Source organism: Lysinibacillus sp. DFXJR4 (assembly GCF_057196045.1).
This window is the reverse complement of sequence record NZ_JBXUNW010000010.1, coordinates 1-21192: the sequence shown is the minus strand read 5'-3', so window position 1 is coordinate 21192 and position 21192 is coordinate 1. Positions and strand designations below refer to the sequence as shown.

Genomic DNA, 21192 nt, shown 5'->3' with positions numbered 1-21192 from the left:
TTATATAAATTTATTTAGTAGATAATTATCGCAGTTCATTTTATCGTCTGTTCATATTATAGAAATATAGAAAGGGGGGAAGTTATAATGTCTCAAGGATATGGCAATGGTTATGGTTCTGGTGCAGGATTTGCACTAATTGTTGTTCTTTTCATTCTTCTAATTATTATTGGTACTAGTTTTGTAAAAGCTTATTAATAATAGCCCTTAGCGTCTTAGAATGAATAAAATTCAAGAAATTAACCTTTCCTTTCTAATATTTACAAAGGGTCCCTAGCCTCCGTGTGACCCTTTGAGTTATTTATCAGGTCTAATGATGATTAAAGCCTTCTTTAATGGGATTTCTACTTTAGTTGATGAACCTTGCTTCCCAGTATCCTTGTAATCAATTTCCTATACTTTTTCTCTCATAGAAAGTGTCGTCAATATTTCTTACTTGTGAAACGGATATTTTAGTGATAATGATCTTTAAGTTAGATCATGGTAATTTAGCATTTTCACGAGTTTGAATGGGCCACCATAGTAAATGGAAAAGCATATGGACTATTATAGCTGCTAATAAACTTCCATAAACAAAAGCTACTCCTGCGAAAATACCAACCCAAATATTCCCGATAATAGCATACACATACATGGATTTTTTGGGCTTGCTAGCAACAAGTTTTATAGATGGTAAATGGATGAGTGCAAATAAAATACTTGAAATAGCAATAGCTAACCATTCGCTAGTTACATTGTTTACATTCATTAATTGACATAACCAAAAAAACAAGCTAAGTAAACTCCATCGAAATATGACTTCCTCTATAATTCCACCATAAAATACACGACTTAATATACCTGCATTGGCATAATAAGTTTCAATTTTATCATATTCTTCTCTTGTTAAATTTGGTACAAAGTACATATAGTAGAATAGTAAGTGACCAATAGAACAAATAATTCCTAAACCGAAACCATATTTAATAATCTTCATAGCTTCGATTTGCTGTACTACCTCAATCTTAGGCACAATAAAAGCACCCATCATTGAAAAAATAATGGCTGTAAGAACATGGATTATTAATCGTTGCCGATCTGTTATATCATCTTCTTTAAGATAAATTTTTTCTGATTGATACATAAAATAAATACCAGGTATGCAGATAATAAATACAATAATCATGTACACCCAATTCATAAAAGCTACTCCCCCCTAACTTTGTTTTGTTCTTCTACTATCACCTCATAAATCTTGTTCACTACATACTCAAATTGATCGATTACTTCATCATCTAACTTAGAATAGTATTTTGACACGACCTGTTTATCCACTTCTTCAAATAGGTTATAAAGCTCTACGCCTTTAGAGCCAAGTGTTACATCAATTTTACGTCTGGATTCAGAATTAATTGTTCGCTCAATAAAATGCCCGTTCTCTAATTTAGACAATAATTGACTAATTGCACTAGCTGACATATTCATCTTTTCGGCCAATTCATTCACTGTTAAAATTCCATGAACATGAATATGCTCCATAATCAACGCTTGCTTTGGCGTTAACTTATATTCAAGTATTTCTTCATAATGATTCAGTAAGGCATAGTTTATCTGATCTAATGTTTGAAAAATATTCTTCATTCTTTCTACTAACATAAATACCCTCCAACATTTAAATAATTAAACATTTTATGTTCATAAATTATTTAATTATTTAAAATTTTAATCTTACCACTTCTATTCTGTCAACTATGACCGAAAGGGATTACAACGGCTTAATGGCAAAAAAAGATTCTTTAATACACGTAAACCAAAGAATCCTTTTTTATAAAATACGCAGTATGCAGTTGTTAAAATTTTTAAATTTATATTAGAATGATTCTTCACAGTAGCTAAAAAAGAGGAATTTGTATTTCTTCTTGTTCATGACAAATTCGAGTTTCTTGAGATGCTAATATTATTTTCCTAATAATTTCCATATAAAATGTCTGCCTTAATGAAAAGCAGACATTTTATAAAAAATTAACATTACTGGTAATGATTTTATTTCGTTTCGAGGTAACCTTTATGCCGTGAAGCAATCGTCATTTCAAACTTGCCCAATCAAATGACGGTAAGAATAAAGGATTTTCGTTCATGGGGAAAGAAGATATTTATGATTGTTTGCACCATTGGTATCTTTATCACATCGAACACATCCTAAGTAAAGCTATAAGATTTAAAACTTTTCAATTGAAATATCTGAATTAATTGTTATTGCCACTTGAATTCCCGTTGCTTCGGAAAGCACGATTTCTGTTGGTGCAGGCTGTGCAGCGTCACCGGCTGCATACACATTTTTTTCTGATGTTCTTCCGAAATGATCAACAACGATTAACCCTTGTTCATCTAAATCACAAGAAAATCCTTCACCAATGATATTGGTTGCATAAGAGGATGGAGTAATAAAACCTGCTTCCCGCTCAATTTCTAACCCATTTTGAAAGACGACACTATTCAGTACCCCATTATGCCCTTTCATTTCTTTAATCTTATCAGTAATCACATTTATTCCTTTATTTTCTAATTCCCTTTTTTCATTTTCTTTTATTTCATACCCGTTTGTTGCTACGACTAAATTATTTGATAAGCTAAAAATTATTTTAGCAGTTTGTGCAACAGCACCTGTTTCATTTATATAAATCAATTTTTTATCCTTCAATTCCCAGCCATAGCCATATGGTGAAGTGAAAATACTTTTATTGTAATATTGATTAATATTCGGGATATCTGTCTGTATTTCAGTACCATCTGTCAAAAGGAGTTTCTCAGTAAGAAAGCTCTGGCCATCTTCTGTATAAATTTTAAAAAGCTTATTGTCAGATTGTTTAATAGCCCTAACATGTTGACTGACGATGGAATGAATAGTTGGATATTGATTTAATTTCTCTTTTGCTGCTTGCATGAATTCAATGGCCGCATTTCCATTTCTTGAAATACTCTCTTGAAGCTCGAATGAAAGGTGGTCATTCTTTGTATCGAACAATGCGACTGATCGATTCGCTCTACCTAATAATAATGCTGCATTTAATCCTGCTGGTCCTCCACCAATAATTGCACATTCAAAAATCCCCATCTTTTTCCTCCTGTTTTTACGACGAATCAAACTCCAATAACTTGCTTTAGGCTTTCTAAAGGAATATATCCAACAATTGGTTCATGTAATTTATTATGAATAATCAAACGTGAATGAGGGATCCCAAGAACCTGATATTCCGCTGCAATCTCCGGACTTTTGTCAACATTCACCCTTAAAATTTTCACCTTATTACCGTACTCTTCATCAAGTTGATTTAAAACCATTCCAAACATTTTACAAGGACTACACCACTCAGCCCAAAAATTTATAATCACAATTTTTTTAGTTTTCAGGTGTTCTCCTAATTCTTGCTTTGTTGTTATATGAGCAATTGCCATAATTTTCCCTCCTTCATGGAAATAAAAAATGTAAACATATAATATGCTTTAAGTGTTATACTTGAACCTACAATCCCCCCTTTCAACAAACTTTAAAGATCTTTAATATCCATAATTAAAATAAAATTTTTAAATTGTACTATCGAAAACAATTGCCATCGCGGTTTTATAACCTTCAGCAGCTGCAACAATTAATGAAGACTGACCTAATTTTGCTGTCTCCCCCGCTGCATAAACATTTTCCTCAGTTGTTCGTCCTGCCTCATCTATCACTATGCTACCGTTTTCATTTAATTGACAACCAAGTTGCTCTGCAAATTGATTTGGTCGCACAAAATTAGGTACGATAAATCCCCCCACTCTTTCGATTTCCAATCCCGAACTAAACACTACTTTCTTTAAATAACCATCCACACCATTTAAGCTTTGAATAGGTTCAGTAATAACAGGTATATCTTTTCTTTGTAGTTCATTCAATGTCGGAGTAGAAACTTCATAACCATTTGTCGCTATTACTAAATCTTTTGACCAGTTATATAATAACTTTCCTTTAAAAAGGGTTTGTTCTTCATCCTCTGAAATGATAATTAGAGGTTTATCTCTTAGCTCCCATCCATCACAAGTTGGGCAACTGAATAGGCTTTTCCCATAATAATTTTTTATATCAGGAATCCCTGGAAATCCCTCTTGCACACCTGTGGCCAATATTATTCTCTCAGCAACATACTCCGCTTCTTCTAACGTCTCCATTTTAAACAATCCGTTTGATTGCTTTGTTATATTCATCACTGTGTTTTGATAAAAATGAACTGAAGGGTATTTTTTCACATCTTTTAAAGCTATTTCTTTAAAGTCTGCTGGTTTAATGCCATCACGTGTTAGAAACCCATGTGATTCCTGCGTCACACGATTCCGATTTGTTCCATTATCAAATAAGACGACATTTTTGCGGGACCTCCCTAAAATCAAACTTGCATTTAAACCGGCGCCACCTGCACCTATCACTGCACAATCAAATGTTTCCATCATGTAAATCTCCTCCATAAGTTGTTTAGAATACATGTTTAGTTAATAAACATGCACTAGCTCCAATTTAACGTTTAAAAACAGAATGATTCTACGCTATAACCACTTGAAAATTTATAGAAAATCCACAGCCAAAAAGAAGCCAAGATAAAAACATTCAAAGATTTAAAAGACTCTTTATATCTACGATTTTTTCAAAAAAATAATGGTGGACTATACATCCACGACTATTTTTTCACAAAATCCGATATTTTTCTGTTTCTTAACTCATTCTCAAGTTTTTCTTCTGCAGATAGCATTACTTCTTTTATTACACATTTAGGATCATTATATAAACAACAATCAAACAACGAAGATTTGCCTTCAATCGCATGAATTATATCTAAAAATGAGATATCTTCCCAATTGTGACTAAGTGTATATCCACCATTAGCACCTGATACGGAGTTAATCATGCCCTCTTTGACTAACTTGGTAAGGATTTTAGATAAATATGTGGGAGAAACATTTTGCATCTCAGCTAATTGTTGAACACCCATTGGTTTATTTGGTATTTCCTTTGCAAGAAAAAGCATTGTGTGTAGTGCATAATTTGTAGCTTTAGAATATTTCATAACTGTTATTCACCTCAATTAGAGACTTTATATATCCATAATAGCATTGAATATTTGCAATTTCAATTTTTATGTCTCAAAGTTTATTTATGAGGTGAAAATTCACACCACTAGGTGCTTATTTCTAATTTTTTCTCTTTAAATTTTCAAGCATTTGAAAAATTTGTCCTCTATGATGTGACTCGTGTTCAAGAAGGTGATAAATAACCCATTCAGGTGTAACATCATAATGAATGAGACTTCTAGATGTGCGCCAATCCTCTAAGTCCATAGTACGAAAATGGAATAGCAATTCATCACGGACACATTGCAGACGATGTAAATGTTCATCTAAATTTTGTCCCTTTACACTACTCAACGTATCATCATCGTTACGGTCTTCTTGTGGAAATAAGGTACGGATATTCGGATTCCATTTACCGCCTAGAACCTCTTCGTAGAGCCAGTCTGCTTCAATTAAAGCAATATGATATAATAACGATCCAATGGAGTGACCGATTACTTCTGTATCAAGCTGCTGCTGACTTATACCAGATATTTTTTCTAAAAGTGTTCGACGAATATCTTCTAAGCACCATAGCCATCGACCAATTTCTGATTCAAAACCATGTAACGGTAAAACAATCAAATTTTTTCTCTTCATTTTTTTCCTCTGTACTCTATAAAATTTGCTTATTTGTGCTTAAACTTCAATCCAGACGGTGGAAAATTATAAATACATTTTCACGCATTAATCCTTCTATAATTTCCATATAATACATTTTTGGGATTTATCACAATGAGTAAAACTGCCACCACCAAATAAAGAATTGCACTATACATCATTAATTCCAATAGGATTCCATTTATTAAGCCAATAAAAAAATTAAAAAATTGGTGGATAATAATCGGAATGATTAAATTCTGATTTAAGTTATAGAATGCGGTCATAACAATCTTCGTAGCGATGAGTGCAATCATAAAGAATAGTATATATTTGATTAAATCAAAGCCCGTATACCCTGTAGTAAACCATATAGGCAGATGCCATAACCCCCACCAAAACCCTATGATTATTGAAGCCTTTAGTGGTGAATGCTTCTTTTGAAGCTCTATTTGAGCGAAACCTCTCCATCCCACTTCTTCCCCTAGTGGTCCCGCAAAAAGGTTTTTAAAAAAGAAATACATCAACATTCCCCAGGATGAAATAGTAAAAATAGAGTCTACTTCTCGATTATTAGATACGATAAGTACAATGATCAAAAAGATAAAGGCTTGAATCATCATGATAGTAAAAATTACAGAAAATTTAAGTTTATTGTTGAATTTGTCTTTAACAAATTGGATAAAACTTTGCTCAGGATAGATTTTTTTAAATAATATTGCAAAAGCAAAGGTTGAGGACCAAGCTGAAATGCAAAGCATTACATCAAAGATCCATTGAGGAAATCCTAACAATTTTATTGCTCCTACAAGGCTAAAAAGTGGTAAAAAAATGATATTGGTTAGTAAAATAAAACTCACTACTGGCTTTTTTAATTTCTTTTCTTTATTCATGTATATACCCCGCTTTAAACTAAATATTTCATAAATTTCATATTTACGAATACCTTCAGCTTAAACCTAGGGGTTACTCACAGGTCAATACATGTTTCTTTCCTACCCCTTCTTCAATTCTACTCGGCCTCTCCGACTGTGCAATCAGGGGAAATTACATCCCACTTTCCAAACAGCGTTAAACCTGCAGCTTTAGCTAACAATGTAGAAGCTTCGTTATCGAGCTGGCATCTATACTGTGGTTCGTATCCCTGCTCATAGGCATATTTGCAGATTGAACGCACCACTTTACGAGCATGACCTTTTCCTCTAAAAGCGGACAGAGTCAATACGCCGAGATCCGCTATTTGTACATCTTCTCCCCAGGGATACATGCTAGCAGCACAAACCAAGCGATTTCGTTCAAAAGAGCCAAATACTGCCCAATGATCCAATTCTACATAAGCGTCATCCAAATCTTGTTTAGAGGCGGAGGATTCAAACGCTGAGAAAATTGCATCATCCTGTTCGCTTAATTGGCGCAATGTCCCTTCCTGATTTTCTTGCAGCAAGACGTTCTTTTCTGCTTCCGAAAAATAAAAAAGATAATCTGCGCCATGCAGTGTGACTCCCCTTTCATTCAATTTCTGGCGGAAGTCTAGCTCAGACAGCTCTTGTCCTTTAGAAAGATCTAACTTTTCAGCCATTTCAGGTGACAAGACTACCATAACCCGGCCGTCAGCTGTTTCCAGCACCATGACCCGACTGTCTTCGCTCAGGTCATGGTTGATGGTGACAGTAAAGGTTTTATCGTTGTAGATAATATCTCCATTTAAAAATTGTGACTCCCAAAAGTCAGTTATCGTTTGTGAAAATAAAGGCATACTTATTCCCCCTGTAGTTAGAATTCAATTTATTTTCTCTATTAGTAACATCTGCATCTAATTGTGACTATTCATTCCCATCTCTTTAAATTTTATCGACCAAGTATTATTCGGAAATTTTTAGCTTAAAAAATACTTAGCACGAATTAGTAGTATTATAAAGCTTTACACAGTGTGAATCTCAAGTTTTTTATTAAGGGAAAAACTGATTTTAAAAACGAAATGATTGAAGCTTCCATTGCTACTAAGTAAAATGAAGAAATATCTAATTATTTTTCTGAAAATTGTGATAAATAATAATTGAAACAACATGTGATAAAGGTCTATTCAGAGTTTTCAATAACCCCTGAATTCGACCTTTTCCTCTTCCCCTCAAAATGAACTTTCTTTATGAAACTGTTAATTTTAGTACACTTCTTGCCAATTCAATAAACTCCTTCATTGATGGTGAAATCCATTTCTCTTGATGCCACAGCATTTGAGTAGCAAATTGTATTTCAGATAAATCCCACGGTAAAGTGATTAGTTCTCCCCGCTCTAACTCTCCCTTAAGCGACATTTCAGGAAGTAAGGCAATACCGAGCCCAACCATTGCACATTGTTTAATGGCCTCTACACTATTAAACTCAAGTTCAGTCAAGCTGTCTGCCCCTTTTCTCAATAACGTGTGATAGAAGAAAGTTCGGTATGAGCACCCCTTTTCACTAAGTAGAATCTGCTCTCTGTTAAAATCTTCTATCCTTAATGTAGAGCACGAAGCTAATGGATGGTTAGGGGAAACTACCATAAGAAAAGGTTCATCCATTAAAAGTTCGGTATGAAGATCCGTAGATACGATAGGTTCATCTAGCATAAAGACCACATCCACATTCCCCTCCCTCAGACTCTGTTTCAAACTGTGACTAGACAAGGGTCTAAACAAAAGACGTACATGTGGATATCGTTCGCGAAAAACCCGGAGTAATGCGGGTAGACGGTATGTGCAAAGCACTTCGTCTGCACCGATTGTAATCGTACCAGTTAATTCTTCGCTCTCACTAGAGACATATCGAGCCTCCTCAATATCATTTAAAATTTTGTTGGCATAGGGCAATAACCGCTGACCTGCATCTGTTAAAATGACACTCTTACCCAGTCGGTCTAATAGCTTAACTCCTAATTCTTCCTCTAAAGCCTTGATTTGCATTGTTATAGTAGACGGAACATAGTTCAATACTTCAGCAGTTCTACTAAAACTACGTGTAGAAGCAAGCGTCCAAAATGTTTTAAGTTGGCGAATTTCCATTAAGACAGCACCTCTTCATTCAAAAAAATTGAACATTATGATCAAAAACGTTTCGTTGATTTGATGGTAGCAGTATCGTAGAGTGAAAATCAAGCTTCAACATTAAATCTTGTATAACAAAGGAGAATTGTATAATGAAAGATTACGAAATTTATTCATTGGGAGATGTCGAGCTACAATCGGGTCAAAAGCTGCCCCAAGCCTTCCTTGCCTATAAAACTTATGGAGCTTTAAATTCTACTAAGTCAAACGTAATTGTCTATCCTACCTGGTTTGCTGGTCAGCATACTGATAATGAGTGGTTGATTGGACCTGGTAAAGCTCTCGATCCGGACAAATATTTTATTATTGTGCCTAATATGTTGGGTAATGGTCTATCTTCCTCACCAAGCAATACACCCGCCCCTTTTGACAGAGCGAATTTTCCGCTTGTAACGATTTATGATAATGTCCGGCTACAACATCGGCTCATAACCGAGAAATTTGGTATTACGAAGATTGCTTTAGTTGTTGGCTGGTCACTCGGAGCACTTCAAACCTTTCAATGGGGATCAAGCTATCCTGAGATGGTCGAGCGAATTGCACCGTTTGGTGGAACAGCAAAGACGAGGCCACATGCACAGCTTGTTTTTGAGGCACTTATCGCAGCCTTGCAAGCGGATTCTAACTGGAAGGAAGGATTCTATAATCATCAGCCTACAAGAGGACTTGCTGCGATGGGACGTGCCTATGCTCCTTGGGGGTTCTCTCAGTCTTATTATTTAGAACAGCTCTATCAGGAAGAAGGATACTCGACGTTAAAGGCATATCTAGAAGATTATTGGGATCAAGTGTTCCTTTCCTTCGATGCCAACGACTTAATTGCCGTGCTCCGTACTGGAATCAGCGGGGATATTAGCGCCAATCCACTAGACAAGGGAAATTTTGAACAGGCATTAAACCGTATTGCCGCTCAAGCACTTGTTATGCCAGGCTCGACCGATCTGTTTTTCCCCCCAGAAGATAATGCATATGAAGTGAAACATATGCCTAATGCTATTTTTCAACCAATCGAATCCAAGTGGGGACATTGCTTTGGAATCGGTCAAAACGAACAAGACTCCCTCGAGATAGATAACCATTTGAAACAATTTTTGCTGTTAACAAATGACTGATATTTGAATTCTTCAATTAAGTTTGCAATCACTTAAGTAAAGCGATCTACATCAAGATTTCGTGGAGGTTTGATGTAGATCTTGACTTTATACCTAACTAGAGGGTATATACTCATAACGAATAAAAGAAGGAAGGTGAAAAAAATGTTTAAAATAAGTGAATTTTCCAGACTTAGCAGAATTCCACTACAAACGTTGCGTTACTATGATCAGCTCGGAATCTTAAAGCCTACCAAAACGGATGAATCCACCGGGTATCGGTACTACTCAGCTGAACAACTGCTAGAGATTAACCAAATCATCATTTTTAAAGAATTAGGGTTTACACTACAGCAAATCGCGCATCTTCTTCAAGAAGAAATATCTGCTGAACAAATTCGTGGCATGCTTAGACTTAAAGAAAGTGAAATCGAGAGACTGCTTGATATCGAAAGATCCAAGCTTTCCCAGATTAAAGAACGAATACAGCTTGTAGAGCGGGAAGGGAGGATGGATAAAGACCAAGAAGTTGTTATTAAGTGTATTGAAGAAATGCACATGATTACATATGCTTCGCCAGGAACACTTGACGATATCCCAACCCTTTTCGAAATTTTCAATGGACTTCTCGATAGTCGCTTCAGATCTACCTTATCTAGTCCACAGATGGTGCTATGGAACACTCCCGACAGCGCAGCGCATGCCTTTGAACTTGAGGTTGGTTATACTGTGAAAACAGACACACTTAAGCTGCCTGAGCATCTTAATCAACGTTTCCTACCTGCTGAAAAAGTAGCCACGTTGTTGTTCCGTTCAGATTCAGCATTTTCGGAAACAGCCTGTATCGACCTTGCTACTTGGATTGAGCACAACGGCTACCGAATTCGAAGTGACCAACCGGGAAGAGAAATCTATGTTCCGCTATCAGGGGAGCTGGATATTCATCTTATCGAAATTCAAATTCCTATTGTAGAAGAGGGATTCGTCTATGAAGAATAAATGGGTTGTATATCTACTTGCTCTAGCAGTTTTTCTTATTGGTACAATTGAATATATTATAAGCGGAATCCTTCATATGGTAGCAACTGACCTTGGAATAACAACAGCCTCTGCTGGAGCACTCGTTACGGCTTTCGCCCTTTCCGCAGCGATAGGGGCCCCGATTGTAATTGCAGCAACCATTCAGATGGATCGTAAAAAAATATTGTTAATGATGCTCGGTATTTTTATTTTGAGTAGTTTCCTAGTCTATTTCAGTCCCTCTTTTGAAATGATTTTATTGGCAAGAGTGATTCAAGGCATTAGTGGAGGAGCCGCTACTGTTATCGCAATGGCTGTGGCGACTCGTTTAGTTCAAGTACAGAATCGAGGTCGAGCTATCGGAACTATTTTGATGGGTTTAAGTAGTTCTCTTGTCCTCGGTGTTCCTGCTGGGACGTTTCTAAGCGAAATTGTTGGCTGGAGAATATTATTCATCCTTATAGGAATACTAACGTTGATTCCACTTTTAGTGATCTTTACCAAGGTTCCATCTATTACTGAGGAAAAAACTTTTACAATCGGAATGCAGCTGTCGATTTTGAAAAACAAAAAAATTGTTCTTGCTCTTACCATTACACTGTTCTATATTGGCGGATATTCAACGCTGTTTACTTACATCGCTCCTTACTTACAGGCAAACGCGAAACTTTCGGGTGCAGCACTTTCTGGAATTCTATTACTCTTTGGTCTTTGCAGTTTTTTCGGCTCCAAATTTGGAGGAATAGTTGCTGATACTAAAGGTCCGAAGTTCATGATTTATACTGGGCTTTCCTTCCAAGCAGTGATGCTACTACTACTAAATTGGGCAGAGGGCTTGATATATACTATCATCCCGTTCATTATGATCTGGATGGTGGCTACTTGGGCGACCTCCCCAGCACAACAGTTGTACTTGGTTTCCTTAGTAGAACATTCACCAGATATTGCTCTTAGCGTCAATACCTCATTTATCCAGTTCGGTTTCGCTCTTGGCTCGACTATCGGTGGGCTGGTGATTAGCAGTTTTTCTATAGACTATCTTAGTTGGTCTGGACTTATAATGATCTTACTGACGCTTTTATTAGCAGCTCGGTTGTTCGCTTATAAAAATGAAAATAAAGCATCTAATAGGAATGCACAATAAATCAATTTCGCCTTGGCGTAAGTGTAGCTTTCGCGCAGTTAAATTGACACAGGTTGTGGCATTCTGATACTGAGTTCCACTATTTCAGTAGGTGTTTGGAAACCCACTGAAAAGGAACCAAAACCGCATTCTTCTCATCTGGGAGTCTTCTGCTGAATGAAGATAAAATAAAAGAGCGTGTTTTTATGATTTGATAAAAACATGCTCCATTTTGATTTTTTAAAATTAAATTTGATATTCATCTCACCACTATTAAAGGTGGAGACTAAATTTTTATAATGGCTAATACATCTTCACCCTCTGGATCTATACCGACTTCCACGAAACCGAAGCTTCCGTAAAAACCTTTTGCTACAGGATTATTTGGATTGTAGCAGATTTCGATCTCTTCTAATCCATCTGTTTGTTTAATTTCGTTAAGCGCTAGTTGTAAAGCTTTACGTCCGATACCTTTGTTTTGATAGTTTTTGTCTACCATAAATCTCCAAATGGATATTCTCTTAGTTGTTTCAGGCACCCACATGAAAAATCCGACAGGTTTCTCATCTAAACAAATTGCGCGTGTTTGATAGGAGGGGTTGAATTTTGATTCAACGAGTGACCACATATTTTCTGCTACATAATCATACTGATTTTCTGCCACAGATAGGTCACAAACATCCTCATAATTATTTTTATCCACATCAGTAAGCGTTATATTCATTTTTTAATCTCCTTATTAGCAAAAGACAGAGGTTTATAAGTAACAGAGCTTCATACAATCAATCTTGTATTTATTTCTTTGCATGTTTCCCCAAAATAATTTCTGCCATTTTTATTGCATATTCTTCACTATCAAAATCCTCAACATTACTTAGCACTGCAATCGTTAAACGTTCTTCTATAAAGTAGATAAAGTGAGAAGGATAGCCAGCCCAGAGTCCAGAATGCTCCAAGTAGGAACTATTAAAATTTTTACCAATAGACAAGCCAAAAGCATAATCTTCATTATCGATAATTAGCGCGCCATTTGAAGAAGTTTTTGACCCTATCTCACCCATTCTTTTAACAAGCTCTTTCCCACCAACAATGCCTGTAGCGAAGTTTTGTCCCCATTTTACTAAATCCTCAACATTTGTATGAACCGCTCCGTCCCCAGTATGTTCCCAAGGACTTTCATAAATTTCAAATTCACCTTGCTCGTTCTTCGTGTATCCACGAGCAATCGGAATATTAGTTGGATAGCTATCCACGATAGTTGTATCAATCATATTTAAAGGACCAAAAATACGTTCCTTTGAAAATTCACGAAGAGTTTTTCCACTAGCTATTTCAACTACTAAAGATAATAAAAAATATCCCGTGTTACTATATTCAAATTTTGTTCCAACAGGAAAATCTGCAATTGGATGGCTGGCAAGATGTTCTAGAGATTGCTCAGCAGTTAATTTCTCTTTATCCGAAACCCCTGCTTTTTCAGCTAATTCCATATAATCTGCCAATCCACTGGTATGATGAATCAGATGTCTTAGCGTGACAGATTCAGCATATTCCCCAAGAGAAGGTATATACTTTAAAATTGAATCGTCTAAACTTAGTTTACCTTCTTGCTCCAATAACAAAATGGAGAATGCTGTAAACTGTTTAGAGACGGATGCAAGATTGAAAACAGTTTTTGTTGTAATGGGTAATTTCTTTTCTATAGAAGCTAAACCAACTGCCCCCTTATAAGTTACACCATCATCAAAACTTGCAATATAAGCACAGCCTGGTTCGTCTGGTGAAATATTGTTAAATAATTGTTGAATTGCTGTATCTATCGTTTGATTACATATACTATTCATATAAATTCACCTCTTAAAAATTTTTTCACCATTTCTCATCACGTTTATAAGAAGCAAAGGTTTCACTTCCATTAGCGCTTTTTTATAGCAATACTAACTTCTGTGACATATTCATCTCTATCTAGTGTGATGAATGCATCTGTATAATATTTTTCAATAAATGGTCCATCTAAACAATATCCATTTAAATGTGCCCAATCATATAAGGCACTATATGCATAACTGATACTGTCATAATTACCTATATGTATTGTATAGATATAATTTTCTTCCTCAAAAAATTTAATTCTAGTATCCTTTACTTCCTCTTCCACTATTATTGGCTGGCATACTTCTACATCAAACTGCGTATAATTCCCCCCTCCATTGAATAGAAAATTGCCAAATGTTTACCAACCAAAATTGGATTGGTTTTATTTATGCATATAAGAAGTTGATCAATTAACAACTCCAAGCCTTTTTCATCAACAATTTCTCTTAAACAGATAGCATGAAATGATTTTCTAACTCCCCGAAAGACGTCATAGGTGTTAATCCTGTTTATCTTGTTCTTCGGTTCTATATAAGTTTTCATTTCCTCGATAAGCTGATAATATTCAATCGTTTTTTCATACAATTCAGCAATCTTTTGTTCATAACTTTCTTTAAGGGTTGTGGAATCCATTTCCAAGACATTTTTTATTTCATCAATGGAAAAATGATATTTTCGCAGTAATTTTATTTTATTTCCTTTAGAAATATCATCGTTCGTATAATATCGATAACCATTCGTTTCATCTTTTTTTGGAATTAATAAACCTTTCTCATCATAATATCTAAGCATTCTTTGAGATATTTTATTAATCCGTGAAAATTCCCCGATTTTATACAAGCAAAACACCTCCTTGGTAGCACAACGTTAATCTTCAATCTTATATACATTTCTATATAAGATTTCTCTATATAAAATAAACTCCTCGTTCGTTAAAAGTTGAGGATAGCTCATAATTTTTAGCGGTAAATCATCCTGTTCCTTGTGAAGAGGAGGCTGTACATATTCGAAGGAATTAAGGCGAAAACCTAATCGCTCATAAAAGCCTATTCTCCGCTGCGCCAATTCCGTATCAGGATACTCCACCTCTAAGAGAATGGGCTTTTTTGACTCTTTCATATAAGCGGTCAACATTTTTCCTCCTACTCCATTTCCACGCAAAGTTGGATCGACAGCAATATGTTCTACAAACCGAAACGAAGGAAATTCCCACGCTGCTAAAAAAGCTACAATTTGGTTGTTGTTATCTGTTTCCGATATAAGACGGTAATGTTGATTGGCCAGTAGCTCCTTTTGTCCCGCATAAGTTCTTCGCTCACTTTCTGGAAACGATTTCTCCATTAGTGTGAAAATTTTATCAAATTCTCTTCCATTCATAATTACATTTCTCCTTTAAAATATACAGATTTGAGGAATGGTTTCTATTTAAATAGCAAAAATAACCACTAGATAAAGGGTATTATAAAGCTTCTTTATTTCTTCATAAACCTTTAGATCCCACATAAGCTCCATTAACAGTAGCCATAGTTAATTATGACTAACAGTACCCTAATTAAGAAAATTTTCTCTTAATCAAGTGAAGCTTTAACCAGAAGGATTTTACATCCTTTATTGATTAAAGTCTTCACCAATCCTGAAATTATTAAAGAACATTATAAAGGTTCACACAGTGTGAACCTCAAGACTTTTCATAATAAAAAGGGACACTTCGAAACCTTACTTGGTAGTAGGCCTGATCACTTTTCTCTTGCACCTGAGCAGCTTATGGGCTAACCTGAGCAGTTTTCCAGCCAACCCGAGCAGTTCTTTGACTGACCTGATCATTTTTCGCTTGAACCTGAGCAGTTCCAGAGTAAACCCGATCACTTTTCTCTTAGGACTGAGCTTTTTTAACCGACCCGGTTGCTCCTAATATTATGCTTTTCCATCATTTGCCGTTAACCAATTCACAATTCCTACTATAGAAAATGTAATTAATGCAGTAACAACTGTTATTATAGGTGCTATACTAATTGTTTTTGCTATATAAATAAGATACATAATTGGCCCGAGTAATAGAATACTAGATACTGTCCATCCTGCAACTGCTACATAATGATAGACACCTTTGGCCCATTTTGCTTTTACTATGATTGGTAAAATCAACAGTAAACTAATGATTGCTGGAATTGTAAATGCGTAGCTAATACCTTTGAACGTAAGACTCGACATCACAGCCAATACAATCCATAAAACTTGCGTACTTATGGCGAAATTCACAGTACCATACTTTTTTGACATCCACTTCGCCAAAAAGAACGAGAGCACAATAGCTAGTATTACCAGCAATGTCAGGATCCACGGATCATAAGTACCAAACATAACGATCCCATCTTCATCTATTCCAACATTGAATACAATTGTTAGTAGGCGAATTAGAAGGAAATAGATAATGAAAATAGAGATAAGACTACCAATCGACGCTATTAAACTAAAAGCTAATCCTTTAATCTGTGTCACTTGCTTTTTAAAGCTGAAGAAGAATATTACGACTGTTAAGATAAGTAAAACAACCATTAACGGAATTACAAACTTTTCGGAGTACACAACTAATACTTTTTTCATTAATGGGAAGTAAATCGCATTACCTTTACTATCTTCTAAGGCCTGAAACTCTTTAGCATCCATCATCATAAACCTTTTCACTAAAGGAAGTGCATAGTTCCCAAAGTGACGAATCGTTTCCTCGTCACTATTCTCTACACGATCTATCGCTGCATGATATGCCTCTAAACCATCCATATTTGCAAAGTTATACCCTAATTTTTTTGTTATTTTTAATTCCGTAAAATCTGTATCATTCGGCATCTTTTTATACATTTCAGAAGCAAAGGAGTATGCTACAGGGTATGGAACAGTCTCCTTATACAATTGCGCCAACCTTAGATCATTTGAACTCGTTTCAAACATAATTGGCACCCCTGTATTACCTCTTGCCTCGAAATTTAGCATAACACGTACTTCGTCTAAAATATCCGTTCGATCTTGTAAAGCACTCGCTCCAAGTAAACCTGGCTCTTCACCGTCTGTTAGTACAAAATAAATTGTATTTTTAGGTGCTGGCAGTTGTTTTAAAGCTCTTGCTGCCTCCATAATTGTGACAACGCCGTAACCATCGTCTGATGCCCCAGGAGTTTCTATTTCAGAATCATAATGAGCTGTTAATAAAATCGCATTATCATCACTGGATGTTCCTTGGATTTTTGCAATAATATTTTCAACATTCTCTGCACCTAATTCTTTAGCATACTCCTCACCCCTAATATCCTTCACTGGCTTTGATTGAATTTCAACAGGAATATCTAAATCTTGAAAGTGCTTTACAATATAATCTCTTACTTGTTTATTCGCAGAAGAGCCTATAGGATGTGGTTCCTTTGCTACTTCTTTTAAATAATTTAGAGCTCGGTCCGATGAAAAATCCTTTTCTGTTTCTCCTACTTCTTCTTGAGAAGGACTTAAAAATTGACTAAAACTTATAAAAGACGTTAACAATGCAAGTAATATCGTAAAAATAAGTAACTTTCTTTTTTCCATCTATTTCTCTCCTTATCTTTTACTAGAAATGAAGTTTCATACAAATACTTTACCGAAAATTTAACCGATCGGTCAATAAAATTATACATAAACCTAACCAATCGGTCAAGTAGTTTAATTTATGCTATAATAATGAGTAAATGTAACAACCATTCTGTTAGGAGGTTCTATAATGATAGATGGTAGGGAAAAAAAGGGAAATAAAACAAAAGAGGCATTACTAAATGCTACTATTTCTTTAATTGCCGAAAATGGTATAGAGTCACTAAGTGCTAGCAGCATTGCAAAGAGAGCAAATGTGAGTAAGGCAAGTGTATTTCACCACTTCGGTTCTATGGAAACAATTCAACAAGAGGCTTTTATTTTATCTGATCTACTCATGAATGAAGCTTTAGAACAAATTTATAATGAATCTAAAGAAACAGATTCTTTTTCTGATATTATGCTAAAATATTTTCTTTTTTTTATTGATGAAAAAAATAAAGAATACTTACATCTAATTAATGTTCAATTACAATTTGTAGTGAAATCTTCATACGATAAAGAGTTTGATGATCTTATCTTCAATCAGGACAGAGATAAGACACCTTTTGATTTATTTGAGGTTTTATTAAAAGATTTTTATGGGGATCAATTAACTCCTTCTGACATTGAGCTAATAAATGATTTAATAGTGACTTATTTAAATGGATTTGCGACTTTTTTAATCTCTTTGGAGGACAGAGAATGGATTATTTCATTATGGAAAGAACAAATTAAAATGACCGAAATCTATATTCAATCACTTATTGATAAAAAATAATTTAAAGACAGCTTTCAAAAGTATCACGTGCTAAAATAAGCTGACGAATCAATTGACAGATTCATTCTTTTATTTTAGCTATCGTCAAAAATGTTGAAAAATTGCTATTAATAATGAATGTTATAATAGGATATAACCATCAATAGTGGGGTGTAATGTATGAAAAAAACAGTGAAAATAGCCTCCTAAATAAAAATTTTTATATTTAGGAGGCAAAGGAAAATGATTTTCAATAAAATTGATCGCAAGAACTGGCAGCGACACGAGTATTTTGAGCATTATATGACCCAACAAACAACGTTTAGTATGACATCTGAAATAGATATTAGTATTTTCTATAAAAACATAAAAGATCATAATTTCAAGTTTTACCCAGCATTTATCTATCTAGTGACAAAAGCTATCAATTCTAATATTGCATTTAGAACGTGTTTTAATAGCCAAGGAGAGTTAGGCTATTGGGAAAAACTAAATCCAAGTTACACGATTTTTAATGAGGAGACAAAGACATTTTCGAGCATTTGGACAGAAACATCGGATAATTTTAGACAGTTCCATCAAGATTACGAAAGTGATGTAACGAATTATAACGGTAGGATACGTTTATTTCCGAAATCCCCAATTCCCGAAAATATTTTTCACATTTCAATGATTCCATGGTGTTCATTTACTGGTTTTAACCTTAACATTCATAATGAGAATAATTACCTTTTACCGATAATTACAGCAGGTAAATTTGTACACAAGCAAAATGCTATTTGTCTTCCTGTTTCTTTACAAATGCACCATGCTGTTTGTGATGGTTACCACGCAAGCTTATTCATGAATCACCTTCAGAGTTTTGCCGATGAATCCTATGGTTGGTTGAATATGACCCACTAAAACCTATTTCTTTTGTAGAAAAGCGTTCCTGTCTAACAAGAACGCTTTTCTGTTCTCGCCTTTATGTAAAACTCGACTACTAAACTATTAATTTGTTATTTTTCTCATAATCCATTCAATAGGTCCTCTTTTAAATTTTCTACTCCATAAAACAGAGAATAAAATACTTGCCACAAAAAACAAAATCGTAAATACTAGTGAAAATGCTAACGTTTGGTTCTCCAATCTATTTACTAAAGCTAAAATACCAACACCAATAAATACATGGCTGACATAGTGAGTTAATGTTAATTGTCCTGTTTGAATAAGTGATTTTGTCACCCATTGCCCAGCAAACTTTTCTGCGAAATAAATGGAAGCAACGATGACAATAATCGCCGAAGCGGAATTTGATAAAATATATAAGATATTTGGTGGAATTGGTCCAGTTTGAAACAAATATTCTGCACTGCTTACATCTAATACCGACAGAGATAATCGCATTAAAGCCTTTGAAAGTACCTCAATTGTAATAAGTAAAAAGAAAGAAATGAGCATCATTTTATTTCTTACAGCTTTCTTTGATAAATCAAGTCTGCCAAGGATCATCCCAAGTAAAAAGAAACATATCCAAGGAAATACTGGATGATACCCATTAAACAAAAGATTTCTTAAAAAACCTTCAAGTGTCCAAAAATCAAGATATTCCATAAATGGATGTTCAGGATGCCATCCTTTTAAATAATTCATCATCACTTGTAGGATTTGTGATGTTATTAAAAAAAGACTAGATATGATAATCATGAACTTTGTAGAGGATGCGATAAGAAATGATGCAATCAGCATATAAACACCATAATAATGTAGAATATCTCCAGTCCAATCTGCCACATATAAAAGTAAACCTAGAATGAAGAGAAAAGCGGAACGTTTCCATAATTTCACTCTATTCTCTTTCATATAAGAATGATTATCGCCAATTCTAGCTTTTCTTGTCATCAAAGCAACCCCAATACCGGCCAACGTAACAAAAGTAGCTGACGCCCTTCCTTCAAAAAGTCCAGTAAACCATATAAGCCAACTCGGCCCATTCCCTACCGCTCCCATAATAATTTTAAAATTTACTATAAGCATACCAAACATAGCCAAGGCTCTGGCAAAATCTAACCCTTCAATTCGTTTTGATTGTAACTGTTTATTCATAAACGTTCCTCCTTAACTATCTTCTAAATCTTATAACTGCAAACAAAACCCCAGTCATATATTTTTAAAGTAAAAGCTCATCTTGTTTTTACCGACCGGTAAGTAAATAATAATGGATTCTTTTAACAAAATCAAGAAATTTATATTACTCTTTCGTTCTTCAGATGTGGACCTTGTGAAAAAAGAGATAAAACTGAAAAAATATCCGAGCAGATTTCTTTGAACCGGAGCGATTCTTTCTCTGACACGAGCAGGTTTACATTGAACCGGAGCGATTCTTCTTCTGACCCGAGCAGGTTTATCTTGAACCGGAGCGATTCTTCCAATGGCCCGAGCAGGTTTACCTTGAACCGGAGCGATTCTTCCTCTGACCCGAGCAGGTTTACCTTGATCCGGAGCGATTCTTCCTCTGACCCGAGCAGATTTACCTTGAACCGGAGCGATTCTTCCTTTGACCTGAGCAGGTTTACCTTGAACCGGAGCAATTCTTCTTCTGACTCGAGCAGATTTACCTTGAACCGGAGCAATTCTTTCTCTCACCCGAGCAGATTTACCTTGAACCGGAGCGATTCTTCCTTTGACCTGAGCAGGTTTACCTTGAACCAGAGCGATTCTTTCTCTGACCCGAGCAGGTTTACCTTGTTCCTGAGTGATTCTTCTTCTGACCCGAGCAGGTTTACCTTGGTTCGGAGCGATTCTTGGGCTAACCCGAGCAGGTTTACCTTGAATCGGAGCGATTCTTCCTCTGACCTGAGCAGGTTGTTTGAGGTTAGTATAAAAAGTGGACACGGAAAACTGAGAGTAGCTATGATAGAAATAACTATTTTAAAGGACGTGTAC

25 protein-coding genes are annotated in these 21192 nt (G+C 35.3%); 6 read left to right on the top strand and 19 right to left on the bottom strand.

The window, feature by feature from the left end:
• The first annotated feature begins 87 nt into the window (after nucleotides 1-87).
• Nucleotides 88-198: a YjcZ family sporulation protein gene (locus tag AC2CGN_RS17565; RefSeq protein WP_286925208.1), complete on the top strand. Its 111-nt coding sequence runs from the start codon at nucleotides 88-90 to the stop codon at nucleotides 196-198.
• A 280-nt stretch (nucleotides 199-478) separates the two neighbouring features.
• Here AC2CGN_RS17565 and AC2CGN_RS17560 read toward each other — a convergent pair whose 3' ends face one another.
• The 10 genes from AC2CGN_RS17560 to AC2CGN_RS17515 form a co-directional block, all read right to left on the bottom strand.
• Complete coding sequence (locus AC2CGN_RS17560) at nucleotides 479-1180, bottom strand: CPBP family intramembrane glutamic endopeptidase (protein ID WP_484515241.1); 702 nt, start codon at nucleotides 1178-1180, stop codon at nucleotides 479-481.
• Nucleotides 1181-1185: 5 nt separating this feature from the next.
• Nucleotides 1186-1635, bottom strand: a complete 450-nt coding sequence (locus AC2CGN_RS17555; protein WP_484515239.1) for a MarR family winged helix-turn-helix transcriptional regulator — start codon at nucleotides 1633-1635, stop codon at nucleotides 1186-1188.
• Nucleotides 1636-2197: 562 nt separating this feature from the next.
• Complete coding sequence (locus tag AC2CGN_RS17550) at nucleotides 2198-3094, bottom strand: NAD(P)/FAD-dependent oxidoreductase (protein WP_429990079.1); 897 nt, start codon at nucleotides 3092-3094, stop codon at nucleotides 2198-2200.
• A gap of 26 nt (nucleotides 3095-3120) precedes the next feature.
• Nucleotides 3121-3435: a thioredoxin family protein gene (locus AC2CGN_RS17545; RefSeq protein WP_429982057.1), complete on the bottom strand. Its 315-nt coding sequence runs from the start codon at nucleotides 3433-3435 to the stop codon at nucleotides 3121-3123.
• Nucleotides 3436-3564: 129 nt separating this feature from the next.
• The gene (locus tag AC2CGN_RS17540; RefSeq protein ID WP_484515237.1) at nucleotides 3565-4461 is read right to left on the bottom strand and encodes an NAD(P)/FAD-dependent oxidoreductase; all 897 of its coding nucleotides are present in this window, start codon (nucleotides 4459-4461) and stop codon (nucleotides 3565-3567) included.
• Nucleotides 4462-4688: 227 nt separating this feature from the next.
• Complete coding sequence (locus tag AC2CGN_RS17535; RefSeq protein WP_286925213.1) at nucleotides 4689-5075, bottom strand: Rrf2 family transcriptional regulator; 387 nt, start codon at nucleotides 5073-5075, stop codon at nucleotides 4689-4691.
• A gap of 124 nt (nucleotides 5076-5199) precedes the next feature.
• On the bottom strand, nucleotides 5200-5718 hold the full coding sequence (locus tag AC2CGN_RS17530) for a DinB family protein (RefSeq protein WP_286925214.1): 519 nt from the start codon (nucleotides 5716-5718) through the stop codon (nucleotides 5200-5202).
• An 80-nt stretch (nucleotides 5719-5798) separates the two neighbouring features.
• Nucleotides 5799-6611 (bottom strand): CPBP family intramembrane glutamic endopeptidase, encoded by an 813-nt coding sequence (locus AC2CGN_RS17525; protein ID WP_429982060.1) that lies wholly within the window; start codon nucleotides 6609-6611, stop codon nucleotides 5799-5801.
• Between the two features lie 119 nt (nucleotides 6612-6730).
• On the bottom strand, nucleotides 6731-7474 hold the full coding sequence (locus tag AC2CGN_RS17520; protein WP_429982061.1) for a GNAT family N-acetyltransferase: 744 nt from the start codon (nucleotides 7472-7474) through the stop codon (nucleotides 6731-6733).
• Nucleotides 7475-7862: 388 nt separating this feature from the next.
• Entirely contained in the window at nucleotides 7863-8759 is an 897-nt protein-coding gene (locus tag AC2CGN_RS17515) for a LysR family transcriptional regulator (RefSeq protein WP_429982062.1), read from the bottom strand.
• Between the two features lie 134 nt (nucleotides 8760-8893).
• Between AC2CGN_RS17515 and AC2CGN_RS17510 the strand changes: the two genes are divergently transcribed.
• From AC2CGN_RS17510 to AC2CGN_RS17500, 3 genes are all read left to right on the top strand, one after another.
• The gene (locus AC2CGN_RS17510) at nucleotides 8894-9913 is read left to right on the top strand and encodes an alpha/beta fold hydrolase (protein ID WP_484515234.1); all 1020 of its coding nucleotides are present in this window, start codon (nucleotides 8894-8896) and stop codon (nucleotides 9911-9913) included.
• Between the two features lie 144 nt (nucleotides 9914-10057).
• Nucleotides 10058-10891: a MerR family transcriptional regulator gene (locus AC2CGN_RS17505; protein ID WP_484515232.1), complete on the top strand. Its 834-nt coding sequence runs from the start codon at nucleotides 10058-10060 to the stop codon at nucleotides 10889-10891.
• The gene (locus tag AC2CGN_RS17500; protein WP_429982064.1) at nucleotides 10881-12056 is read left to right on the top strand and encodes an MFS transporter; all 1176 of its coding nucleotides are present in this window, start codon (nucleotides 10881-10883) and stop codon (nucleotides 12054-12056) included. Before AC2CGN_RS17505 ends, AC2CGN_RS17500 begins: the two co-directional genes overlap by 11 nt.
• Nucleotides 12057-12321: 265 nt before the next feature.
• Here AC2CGN_RS17500 and AC2CGN_RS17495 read toward each other — a convergent pair whose 3' ends face one another.
• From AC2CGN_RS17495 to AC2CGN_RS17470, 6 genes are all read right to left on the bottom strand, one after another.
• Complete coding sequence (locus AC2CGN_RS17495; protein ID WP_484515230.1) at nucleotides 12322-12759, bottom strand: GNAT family N-acetyltransferase; 438 nt, start codon at nucleotides 12757-12759, stop codon at nucleotides 12322-12324.
• Between the two features lie 70 nt (nucleotides 12760-12829).
• Entirely contained in the window at nucleotides 12830-13879 is a 1050-nt protein-coding gene (locus AC2CGN_RS17490) for a serine hydrolase domain-containing protein (protein ID WP_484515228.1), read from the bottom strand.
• A gap of 71 nt (nucleotides 13880-13950) precedes the next feature.
• Complete coding sequence (locus AC2CGN_RS17485; protein ID WP_484515226.1) at nucleotides 13951-14193, bottom strand: GyrI-like domain-containing protein; 243 nt, start codon at nucleotides 14191-14193, stop codon at nucleotides 13951-13953.
• A gap of 20 nt (nucleotides 14194-14213) precedes the next feature.
• Entirely contained in the window at nucleotides 14214-14750 is a 537-nt protein-coding gene (locus AC2CGN_RS17480) for a MerR family transcriptional regulator (RefSeq protein WP_484515224.1), read from the bottom strand.
• 27 nt (nucleotides 14751-14777) lie between these two features.
• A complete protein-coding gene (locus AC2CGN_RS17475; RefSeq protein ID WP_484515222.1) occupies nucleotides 14778-15287 on the bottom strand; it encodes a GNAT family N-acetyltransferase in 510 nt (169 codons plus the stop codon).
• 537 nt (nucleotides 15288-15824) lie between these two features.
• Nucleotides 15825-17486 carry a M28 family peptidase gene (locus AC2CGN_RS17470; protein WP_484515220.1) on the bottom strand — a complete coding sequence of 554 codons (1662 nt, stop codon included), beginning with the start codon at nucleotides 17484-17486 and terminating at the stop codon, nucleotides 15825-15827.
• A 172-nt stretch (nucleotides 17487-17658) separates the two neighbouring features.
• Between AC2CGN_RS17470 and AC2CGN_RS17465 the strand changes: the two genes are divergently transcribed.
• Nucleotides 17659-18288, top strand: a complete 630-nt coding sequence (locus AC2CGN_RS17465; RefSeq protein WP_286925225.1) for a TetR/AcrR family transcriptional regulator — start codon at nucleotides 17659-17661, stop codon at nucleotides 18286-18288.
• 222 nt (nucleotides 18289-18510) lie between these two features.
• Nucleotides 18511-19170 (top strand): type A chloramphenicol O-acetyltransferase, encoded by a 660-nt coding sequence (gene catA, locus AC2CGN_RS17460; RefSeq protein ID WP_484515218.1) that lies wholly within the window; start codon nucleotides 18511-18513, stop codon nucleotides 19168-19170.
• 87 nt (nucleotides 19171-19257) lie between these two features.
• Here catA and AC2CGN_RS17455 read toward each other — a convergent pair whose 3' ends face one another.
• From AC2CGN_RS17455 to AC2CGN_RS17445, 3 genes are all read right to left on the bottom strand, one after another.
• Nucleotides 19258-20352: a DUF418 domain-containing protein gene (locus tag AC2CGN_RS17455; protein WP_484515216.1), complete on the bottom strand. Its 1095-nt coding sequence runs from the start codon at nucleotides 20350-20352 to the stop codon at nucleotides 19258-19260.
• A gap of 140 nt (nucleotides 20353-20492) precedes the next feature.
• On the bottom strand, nucleotides 20493-20879 hold the full coding sequence (locus tag AC2CGN_RS17450) for a hypothetical protein (protein WP_484515214.1): 387 nt from the start codon (nucleotides 20877-20879) through the stop codon (nucleotides 20493-20495).
• 9 nt (nucleotides 20880-20888) lie between these two features.
• A partial coding sequence (locus AC2CGN_RS17445; protein ID WP_484515213.1) for a hypothetical protein occupies nucleotides 20889-21192 on the bottom strand: 304 nt, incomplete at its 5' end.